General features: G+C 62.2%; 6 protein-coding genes and 3 rRNA genes (1 of these 9 cut by a window edge). 3 read left to right on the top strand and 6 right to left on the bottom strand.

What is annotated here, in order from left to right; translation table 11 throughout:
- The 3 genes from OG534_RS19480 to OG534_RS19470 form a co-directional block, all read left to right on the top strand.
- A protein-coding gene (locus OG534_RS19480; RefSeq protein ID WP_326589353.1) for a hypothetical protein crosses the window boundary here: on the top strand, positions 1-362 show its 3' end. The gene continues 403 nt to the left of window position 1, outside the view; only the last 362 of its 765 coding nucleotides appear in the window; its start codon lies beyond the left edge, outside the window; its stop codon occupies positions 360-362.
- Positions 363-736: 374 nt separating this feature from the next.
- The gene (locus OG534_RS19475) at positions 737-1,189 is read left to right on the top strand and encodes a DUF5959 family protein (RefSeq protein WP_326589352.1); all 453 of its coding nucleotides are present in this window, start codon (positions 737-739) and stop codon (positions 1,187-1,189) included.
- Between the two features lie 217 nt (positions 1,190-1,406).
- The gene (locus tag OG534_RS19470; protein ID WP_326589351.1) at positions 1,407-2,447 is read left to right on the top strand and encodes a hypothetical protein; all 1,041 of its coding nucleotides are present in this window, start codon (positions 1,407-1,409) and stop codon (positions 2,445-2,447) included.
- A 553-nt stretch (positions 2,448-3,000) separates the two neighbouring features.
- Here OG534_RS19470 and OG534_RS19465 read toward each other — a convergent pair.
- From OG534_RS19465 to OG534_RS19440, 6 genes are all read right to left on the bottom strand, one after another.
- Entirely contained in the window at positions 3,001-3,477 is a 477-nt protein-coding gene (locus tag OG534_RS19465) for a hypothetical protein (RefSeq protein WP_326589349.1), read from the bottom strand.
- Positions 3,478-3,564: 87 nt separating this feature from the next.
- Complete coding sequence (locus tag OG534_RS19460) at positions 3,565-3,855, bottom strand: hypothetical protein (protein ID WP_326589348.1); 291 nt, start codon at positions 3,853-3,855, stop codon at positions 3,565-3,567.
- The gene (locus OG534_RS19455) at positions 3,852-4,208 is read right to left on the bottom strand and encodes a hypothetical protein (protein ID WP_326589345.1); all 357 of its coding nucleotides are present in this window, start codon (positions 4,206-4,208) and stop codon (positions 3,852-3,854) included. Before OG534_RS19455 ends, OG534_RS19460 begins: the two co-directional genes overlap by 4 nt.
- A 120-nt stretch (positions 4,209-4,328) precedes the next feature.
- Positions 4,329-4,445, bottom strand: a 5S ribosomal RNA gene (gene rrf, locus OG534_RS19450).
- Between the two features lie 76 nt (positions 4,446-4,521).
- A 23S ribosomal RNA gene (locus tag OG534_RS19445) occupies positions 4,522-7,645 on the bottom strand.
- A gap of 278 nt (positions 7,646-7,923) precedes the next feature.
- Positions 7,924-9,448 (bottom strand): 16S ribosomal RNA (locus OG534_RS19440).
- The 16S, 23S and 5S rRNA genes sit together here, the layout of an rRNA operon.
- Positions 9,449-9,882 lie beyond the last annotated feature (434 nt).

The following is a 9,882-nucleotide window of genomic DNA, read 5'->3' as shown; positions in this document are numbered from 1 at the left end:
TTGCTGATCCGCAGACCCGTGCCACCGCTGTCCGCTATGCCGATCCGTCCCCGGAGCTGGCCGCTGACCCGGATTCCGGCGTTCGCGAGGCCGTGGCCACCCATCCAGACCTGTCCGCCGAGCTGCGGGGAGTGCTGGCACAGGACCCGGACCCCTTCGTCCGTAGCGCGATCGCCGCGCGTCCGGACACTCCCCCAACGCTGCGTGACAGCATCGTGGCCACCTTGGCGACTGACGATCCGATGACCAACTGGTTTCTGTCCTTCCGTCGAAACCCCCACACATGCCCTCCCCCCACACAGGCTCCACCCAAGCTCACGCGAGAACAGGCAGAAGACCTCCTCGCCCGTGCCGGCCTGTAGGCGGTCGGTTCTCCGGTTCAGGCAGCCTGTCTGAACCAGATCGATCGATTCTGGTGCGCGTGTTCGGCCCGGATTCCGGGACTACGCCTGATGCAGCGGGTCACGAGCGTGCCGACGGCCCAGGTGACCTTTCGCCGAACGATTCGTTCCGAGCACTCCAGGCCCTCACGTGCACCGCCCCGAGCAATGCATGGCGCTCGACCGACGGTCCGACCCGGCGATCCACCGCGCCCCGCAGACGCCGCACTCCACAACGACGGCCGCATCCACCTGCTCTCGCGCATTGCCCGACATACCCGTCGGCGATACGAGAGGATGCAGGTCAGCCCCGCACAAGAGAGCGAGCGAGACCAGCAGTGACTGAACCAGCCCCCGTGGACCTGATCGATTTGGGAGACGCGGACGGCAACCGCTGCGTCGTCCGCGTGACCGGCCGCTATCAGCCCGGAGTGCTGACAGGCCACGACACTCTGCAAGCCGATGTCCTGGTCTCCGCGAGCTTTGCCGATGCCAGGCTTGAGCTCTACATACTCCCGCAGGACCTCGACACCTGGCAGCACGACCTGACCCGGCTCGCACCGGGCAAAGGCGCAACCATCGGTGGCGACCGCGGGCTGAGTCTCGGCTTCTTCATGCACGAGGACCGGACGTTGTCGTTGATGGTCCAGGACCCCGACCGCATGAGCCTCGCAATGGGAATCGCGCCACAGGAGACGTGGATCCAGGACCACCGCCAGCGACTTGAGCAGGTTCGAGAGACCTGGCCCAGCGAAGTCGTGGAAACAGGTCCCATGACCTTCGAGTGGAACCCCAACCGCAGGGGCTAAGCCACGGCGCATGCCCCCACGCCAGCCAACCCGACTGAGCTTGTCGTTCAACATCCGCTTCGAACAGGCAGGCCTGATCATCGCCCGTCCGCGAGGCCTGTCTCGGAAAGGCCTACCTCGTGTTCGCCCCGCGGCGCGAGGCCAGTGCATCGGCACCGATGTCGGTCCCCTCGGGCATGATCAGCTCCGATCAGATGCGGCGGTGGGGTGGTGTGACGTGGACGAGTGGCGGACCGATCCGACCTTTGTGATGTGCGAGGCGTTGGTGGACGGGGCGGAACTGTCCTCATTCGTGGGCGGGCCGTACGACGTGCGGGCCGTGGTGGCAGGCATTCGGCCCGAGGCCAGGGACGGATTCCTGCTCGACGAAGTCCCCTGGGAGCACTTCCCACAGGGGAATCGTGTCAGGGAGGCCGTTCACCTGCTGCACACCGGCGACTCGCCTCGCGTCGCCGGAACGGGCGTTGTGGGCGGCATGTGTGCCAACGACATGCGTGCCGCCGCCGTGCTCGCCGTACCGTTCCTGATCCGGATCGCCGCCGACACCCGCCACCCCTACCGTGCCGACGCGCTCGCCGAAGTCTCCTCCCCGGCCCGCGCCCGCTACTTCGGCGTCGCCTCCCGCGACGAACTGCTGCTCCATCGCGGCAACACCCAGTACGACGACCTCTGCGACGACTACGACGACTACGGCGTCGAGGTGACCGGCTACCCGGCGGGCTGGTCGGTCGCCGCCGCCCGGGCCGCGATCACCGCCGACACCGCCCTCCTGCAGCCACTTCTCGGCGACCCCGACCCCGCGATCCGCATCCACGCCGCCTACGCACTGGCCACCGCCAGCGACTCCGACCGTGCGGTCCGTGCCGCCTTCCGCGCCCGGCTCGCCGCGGAGCAGGACCCGATCGTCCGCGCTGCCCTGGTCCTCGCCACCGCCGAAGCCACCCGCACCCACCCCCACCCGCCGACCACCACGTGGATGCAAGAACGGTGGCGCGACCGGACACAGGCGCCCGAGGTCCGGCTGGCCGCCGCGATCGGCTGGCTCTGCCTCACCAACGAACCCGCCCCCGACGACCTGCGCGCCACCGTCGACGACCTCACCACCGACGAACGCGCCCACACCATGCACGACCTGCCCTGGATGGCTTTCGCCGGCGGATCCGGCGAGACGGGACTGCAGCGCTGCGTCCGAAAGATGCTCCACCCCGAACAGCCCGAACCGGTGGGGTACGACGACCCGTGGGCCCTGCGCCACTAACGCAGGAGCAGGGCACCAGCGCGCCGCGGCCCGCTGCCCGCGACGCGCGGTCAAGGCCGGCGCCCGCATGCTCCAGTCCCCACCGCGTCCTCCCCGGGCCAGGATCACGCTCAATGCACGCAGCGCTCTGCCCACTGGAGCTTGGCTTCTTGCCTCACGTCCGGGTTCCAACAATGCGGAGTCTTGGAACAGGGCGTGCAGTGCGAGCCGTGCGCGGAACTGTCGCGCTTCCGAGGTGTCTTCTACGGACGCGGTGCTGTGCACCGACGGGCCGGTGAAGCCCCTGGCGGACCTGGCGCCGGCGCCCGAGCACTGGCCGGCTCCGTTCGGACCGAGTGAGGCGGCGCCCCCGCCGAGGTGGACCGCTGCCGGCGGGCATTCCTCCGCGGCTTCGACCGGGAGCACGCCTTCCTCCTGCTCGAGCAGATCTTCGGCTGGGCCCGCCCGCGCCTGGTGAACGCCGCCCACACCCGGCTCCGCCTCGCCCGCCCGCGTCCGGATTGGCTTCTCAGACCGCGGCCTGCTGCTCCTGGCCGTCCGTGTCGTCTCCTGCTCAGGTGTCGTACTCGCCGTCCCAGGGCGCGTAGAAGCCCAGGCCGTCGGGGTAGAACTCGGCCCACACACGGTCGGCTTCCTCCTCGTGCTCCTCTTCGTCTTCCTCCAGGACCAGGCCGAACAGGGCGCCCTCGAACCGAATGGCGAAGGGTGCGATCGCGATGTCCTGGTACTGCCGCTCCGGAAGGGCGTCCAGCCACTCGGCAAGCAGCCGGCGTGCGGCAGCAATCGCCTTCCCTTCGCCGTCCGCCGTCGTGCCGGTGAACCGGATGCGCGAATCCAGGTGCCGGCCCGCGCCCTCGAAGTGATGGAGCACCGCGCACCAACGCTTCTGGGACTGCCAGTCGTCGCCGCTCCAGCCCTCGGGGAAGGCCGCAGTGACCGAGGCGAAGAACTGGCCGCCCTGCCAGCGCCCGATGGTGCGCGTGCGGTAATCAGGCTCATGTCTGATCGGGATGACGTCGGGAACACCCATAGGCGAACGGTAGGCCCGGCCTGTGACAACGAGCGGTGACAGCCCGGTCTGCCGGCCGGCCGATGCGAGCTCGAGCGCGGTCTCGTCTCAGAGATTGACGCGCTTGAGGTAGACCCGGCGGCGGTGCGGGATGGTCTGGTACCAGACCATCAGGTGCTCGTCCTCGTACGTACGCAGCCGCATCGGGTGGGGATCCTCGTAGAGGCTGCCGTCCTTGGGGTCGATGGCCATCGACGCCAAGTCGACCAGGCCGTCCATGACGGAGCCGACCAGGTCCTGGTGCTCCGCGGGCATGTCGCCGAGGACCCACAGCCGACTGGGATCGCACTCCCACGCCCAGCCGCCGTCGTTCTCCACGCCCTCGCCCCGCAGCGTCACTGACCGATCTCGCGCTGAGCCTCGGCAAGGATGCGGCTGCTGGTCTCCATGGCGGCCCGGAACTGTTCCTCCGTGGCGTCCGGATCTCCCGCGACGCGTTCCGCCTCCTGCAATGCCGCCGATCGCGCCGGCCACCGGTGGATGGCCACGTGCGTGGCCCACTTGATGAGGAAGAACCGCAGCGGGTTGATGGCACCGGTCTCCGCGGCACGGTCGAAGGCCTCGTTGCATTCCTTGTCGAGCACGGCCAGGTTGGCCATGTCGATCCGGCGCACGGCGTCCCGCAGTGCTTCCCGTGTCATCGCCGGCTGAGGGATGAGCGGCCCGCCGGCTTCCCACTGCTGTGCAGTCATCGTGTCCTCCAGAGGAACGCTGGCCAGGATACCCAGCCGAGCCCGACGACTTGCCGGTGAACGCAGAAAAGCCCCGCACCGGACCCCGAAGGGTCTGGTGCGGGGCTTCCCGCAATGATTGTTCGGCGGCGTCCTACTCTCCCACAGGGTCCCCCCTGCAGTACCATCGGCGCTGAAAGGCTTAGCTTCCGGGTTCGGAATGTAACCGGGCGTTTCCCTAACGCTATGACCACCGAAACACTATGAAATTTGAACGCTGGTGTTTTCACAGCTGTTCGTTATTTCAGAACTAACACAGTGGACGCGAGCAACTGAGGACAAGCCCTCGGCCTATTAGTACCAGTCAGCTTCACCCGTTACCGGGCTTCCACATCTGGCCTATCAACCCAGTCGTCTACTGGGAGCCTTACCCTCTCAAGGAGGTGGGAATACTCATCTTGAAGCAGGCTTCCCGCTTAGATGCTTTCAGCGGTTATCCCTCCCGAACGTAGCCAACCAGCCATGCCCTTGGCAGGACAACTGGCACACCAGAGGTTCGTCCGTCCCGGTCCTCTCGTACTAGGGACAGCCCTTCTCAATATTCCTACGCGCACAGCGGATAGGGACCGAACTGTCTCACGACGTTCTAAACCCAGCTCGCGTACCGCTTTAATGGGCGAACAGCCCAACCCTTGGGACCGACTCCAGCCCCAGGATGCGACGAGCCGACATCGAGGTGCCAAACCATCCCGTCGATATGGACTCTTGGGGAAGATCAGCCTGTTATCCCCGGGGTACCTTTTATCCGTTGAGCGACGGCGCTTCCACAAGCCACCGCCGGATCACTAGTCCCGACTTTCGTCCCTGCTCGACCCGTCGGTCTCACAGTCAAGCTCCCTTGTGCACTTACACTCAACACCTGATTGCCAACCAGGCTGAGGGAACCTTTGGGCGCCTCCGTTACTCTTTGGGAGGCAACCGCCCCAGTTAAACTACCCATCAGACACTGTCCCTGATCCGGATCACGGACCGAGGTTAGACATCCAGCACGACCAGAGTGGTATTTCAACGACGACTCCACCCCAACTGGCGTTGGGGTTTCAAAGTCTCCCACCTATCCTACACAAGCCGAACCGAACACCAATATCAAACTATAGTAAAGGTCCCGGGGTCTTTCCGTCCTGCTGCGCGAAACGAGCATCTTTACTCGTAGTGCAATTTCACCGGGCCTATGGTTGAGACAGTCGAGAAGTCGTTACGCCATTCGTGCAGGTCGGAACTTACCCGACAAGGAATTTCGCTACCTTAGGATGGTTATAGTTACCACCGCCGTTTACTGGCGCTTAAGTTCTCAGCTTCGCACGCCCGAAAGCGCACTAACCGGTCCCCTTAACGTTCCAGCACCGGGCAGGCGTCAGTCCGTATACATCGCCTTACGGCTTCGCACGGACCTGTGTTTTTAGTAAACAGTCGCTTCTCGCTGGTCTCTGCGGCCACCCCCAGCTCACGGAGTAAATCCGATCACCAGTGATGGCCCCCCTTCTCCCGAAGTTACGGGGGCATTTTGCCGAGTTCCTTAACCATAGTTCACCCGAACGCCTCGGTATTCTCTACCTGACCACCTGAGTCGGTTTAGGGTACGGGCCGCCATGAAACTCGCTAGAGGCTTTTCTCGACAGCATAGGATCATCCACTTCACCACAATCGGCTCGGCATCAGGTCTCAGCCTTATATGAGGGACGGATTTGCCTACCCCTCGGCCTACACCCTTACCCCGGGACAACCACCGCCCGGGCTGGACTACCTTCCTGCGTCACCCCATCGCTTACCTACTACCACCTTGGATCGGCGGCTCCACCACTTTCCCTTGCCCGAAGGCTCCGGAACGGCTTCACGGCCTTAGCATTAGAGGATTCGATATTGGGCGTTTCAAAGCGGGTACCGGAATATCAACCGGTTGTCCATCGACTACGCCTGTCGGCCTCGCCTTAGGTCCCGACTTACCCTGGGCAGATCAGCTTGACCCAGGAACCCTTAGTCAATCGGCGCACACGTTTCTCACGTGTGTATCGCTACTCATGCCTGCATTCTCACTCGTGAACCGTCCACAACTAGCTTCCGCTGCTGCTTCACCCGGCACACGACGCTCCCCTACCCATCACAGCGGGCGTTGGCCCTATTGCTGCAATGACACGACTTCGGCGGTACGCTTGAGCCCCGCTACATTGTCGGCGCGGAATCACTTGACCAGTGAGCTATTACGCACTCTTTCAAGGGTGGCTGCTTCTAAGCCAACCTCCTGGTTGTCTCTGCGACTCCACATCCTTTCCCACTTAGCGTACGCTTAGGGGCCTTAGTCGATGCTCTGGGCTGTTTCCCTCTCGACCATGGAGCTTATCCCCCACAGTCTCACTGCCACGCTCTCACTTACCGGCATTCGGAGTTTGGCTAAGGTCAGTAACCCGGTAGGGCCCATCGCCTATCCAGTGCTCTACCTCCGGCAAGAAACACGTGACGCTGCACCTAAATGCATTTCGGGGAGAACCAGCTATCACGGAGTTTGATTGGCCTTTCACCCCTAACCACAGGTCATCCCCCAGGTTTTCAACCCTGGTGGGTTCGGTCCTCCACGAAGTCTTACCTCCGCTTCAACCTGCCCATGGCTAGATCACTCCGCTTCGGGTCTAGAGCGTGCAACTCAATCGCCCTATTCGGACTCGCTTTCGCTACGGCTTCCCCACACGGGTTAACCTCGCTACACACCGCTAACTCGCAGGCTCATTCTTCAAAAGGCACGCAGTCACGACCGTTGTTCCGAAGAACAACGGCGACGCTCCCACGGCTTGTAGGCACACGGTTTCAGGTACTATTTCACTCCGCTCCCGCGGTACTTTTCACCATTCCCTCACGGTACTATCCGCTATCGGTCACCAGGGAATATTTAGGCTTAGCGGGTGGTCCCGCCAGATTCACACGGGATTTCTCGGGCCCCGTGCTACTTGGGAGATTCTTAAGCAAGCCGCTGATGTTTCGTCTACGGGGGTCTTACCCTCTACGCCGGACCTTTCGCATGTCCTTCGACTACATCAACGGTTTCTGACTCGCCGACCGGCCGGCAGACCGATCAAAAGAATTCCCACAACCCCGCATGCGCAACCCCTGCCGGGTATCACACGCATACGGTTTGGCCTCATCCGGTTTCGCTCGCCACTACTCCCGGAATCACGGTTGTTTTCTCTTCCTGCGGGTACTGAGATGTTTCACTTCCCCGCGTTCCCTCCACACTGCCTATGTGTTCAGCAGTGGGTGACAGCCCATGACGACTGCCGGGTTTCCCCATTCGGACACCCCCGGATCAAAGCTCAGTTGGCAGCTCCCCGGGGCCTATCGCGGCCTCTCACGTCCTTCATCGGTTCCTGGTGCCAAGGCATCCACCGTGCGCCCTTAAAAACTTGGCCACAGATGCTCGCGTCCACTGTGTAGTTCTCAAACAACGACCAGCCACCCGTCACACACTCCCTCAGGAATGCTTCACCGGGGCCGGCACTGAAGACATGACCTTACGGCCGTACCTTCAGGACCCAACAACGTGCCAAGCATCCCCGATCGTCCGTCTCCTCTTTCCACGCCGAAGCAGTACTCGAGAACCATCAGACCGAAGATGCCAACTAATCAACGTTCCACCCTGAGCTGACCGTGCAGAACGTTTGTCTGCAATCGGTACTGTGCTCCTTAGAAAGGAGGTGATCCAGCCGCACCTTCCGGTACGGCTACCTTGTTACGACTTCGTCCCAATCGCCAGTCCCACCTTCGACAGCTCCCTCCCTTACGGGTTGGGCCACCGGCTTCGGGTGTTACCGACTTTCGTGACGTGACGGGCGGTGTGTACAAGGCCCGGGAACGTATTCACCGCAGCAATGCTGATCTGCGATTACTAGCAACTCCGACTTCATGGGGTCGAGTTGCAGACCCCAATCCGAACTGAGACCGGCTTTTTGAGATTCGCTCCACCTCACGGTATCGCAGCTCATTGTACCGGCCATTGTAGCACGTGTGCAGCCCAAGACATAAGGGGCATGATGACTTGACGTCGTCCCCACCTTCCTCCGAGTTGACCCCGGCGGTCTCCTGTGAGTCCCCATCACCCCGAAGGGCATGCTGGCAACACAGGACAAGGGTTGCGCTCGTTGCGGGACTTAACCCAACATCTCACGACACGAGCTGACGACAGCCATGCACCACCTGTATACCGACCACAAGGGGGGCACTATCTCTAATGCTTTCCGGTATATGTCAAGCCTTGGTAAGGTTCTTCGCGTTGCGTCGAATTAAGCCACATGCTCCGCTGCTTGTGCGGGCCCCCGTCAATTCCTTTGAGTTTTAGCCTTGCGGCCGTACTCCCCAGGCGGGGAACTTAATGCGTTAGCTGCGGCACCGACGACGTGGAATGTCGCCAACACCTAGTTCCCAACGTTTACGGCGTGGACTACCAGGGTATCTAATCCTGTTCGCTCCCCACGCTTTCGCTCCTCAGCGTCAGTAATGGCCCAGAGATCCGCCTTCGCCACCGGTGTTCCTCCTGATATCTGCGCATTTCACCGCTACACCAGGAATTCCGATCTCCCCTACCACACTCTAGCTAGCCCGTATCGAATGCAGACCCGAGGTTAAGCCTCGGGCTTTCACATCCGACGTGACAAGCCGCCTACGAGCTCTTTACGCCCAATAATTCCGGACAACGCTTGCGCCCTACGTATTACCGCGGCTGCTGGCACGTAGTTAGCCGGCGCTTCTTCTGCAGGTACCGTCACTTTCGCTTCTTCCCTGCTGAAAGAGGTTTACAACCCGAAGGCCGTCATCCCTCACGCGGCGTCGCTGCATCAGGCTTTCGCCCATTGTGCAATATTCCCCACTGCTGCCTCCCGTAGGAGTCTGGGCCGTGTCTCAGTCCCAGTGTGGCCGGTCGCCCTCTCAGGCCGGCTACCCGTCGTCGCCTTGGTGGGCCATTACCCCACCAACAAGCTGATAGGCCGCGGGCTCATCCTTCACCGCCGGAGCTTTCAACCCCTACCCATGCGGGCAGGAGTGGTATCCGGTATTAGACCCCGTTTCCAGGGCTTGTCCCAGAGTGAAGGGCAGATTGCCCACGTGTTACTCACCCGTTCGCCACTAATCCACCCCGAAGGGCTTCATCGTTCGACTTGCATGTGTTAAGCACGCCGCCAGCGTTCGTCCTGAGCCAGGATCAAACTCTCCATGAATGTTTACCCGTAATCGGGTGCACACATCACTTAGAGCGGGCACGTCAGGTCGGAATAAGACCGACGCGCCACAACGTCCTCGCTGTGTAATTGCCTGCGAGCATCATCCGAAGACGACCCCGCAGGTCTTTTTCAAAGGAACCTCATCCACCGAAATGGACGGGGTATCAACTTTTGGCGTTGATTTTTGGCACGCTGTTGAGTTCTCAAGGAACGGACGCTTCCTTTGTACTCACCCTCTCGGGCTTTCCTCCGGGCTTTCGTTCTGTTCTTGCGTTTCCGACTCTATCAGACTCTTTCGGGCCTGACCCCCAGTCAGCGGGGCTTGTCTTCCGGGCTGTTGGGCCCTTCCGACTCCCGAACTCTAGTGGATTTCCCCGGCGATTCATAATCGGCCTTCGGAAATGAATTCGGGCACGCCGAATTCGTTCCCA

The sequence above is a fragment of the Streptomyces sp. NBC_01294 genome, assembly GCF_035917235.1.
Classification (GTDB): domain Bacteria; phylum Actinomycetota; class Actinomycetes; order Streptomycetales; family Streptomycetaceae; genus Streptomyces; species Streptomyces caledonius.
This window is presented reverse-complemented; position numbering and strand designations above follow the sequence as displayed.

Excerpts from the sequence above, each read along its gene's own strand:
- OG534_RS19465 (WP_326589349.1), bottom strand. The coding sequence starts at position 3,477 with ATGGGTGTTCCCGACGTCATCCCGATCAGACATGAGCCTGATTACCGC.
- OG534_RS19455 (WP_326589345.1), bottom strand. The coding sequence starts at position 4,208 with ATGACTGCACAGCAGTGGGAAGCCGGCGGGCCGCTCATCCCTCAGCCG.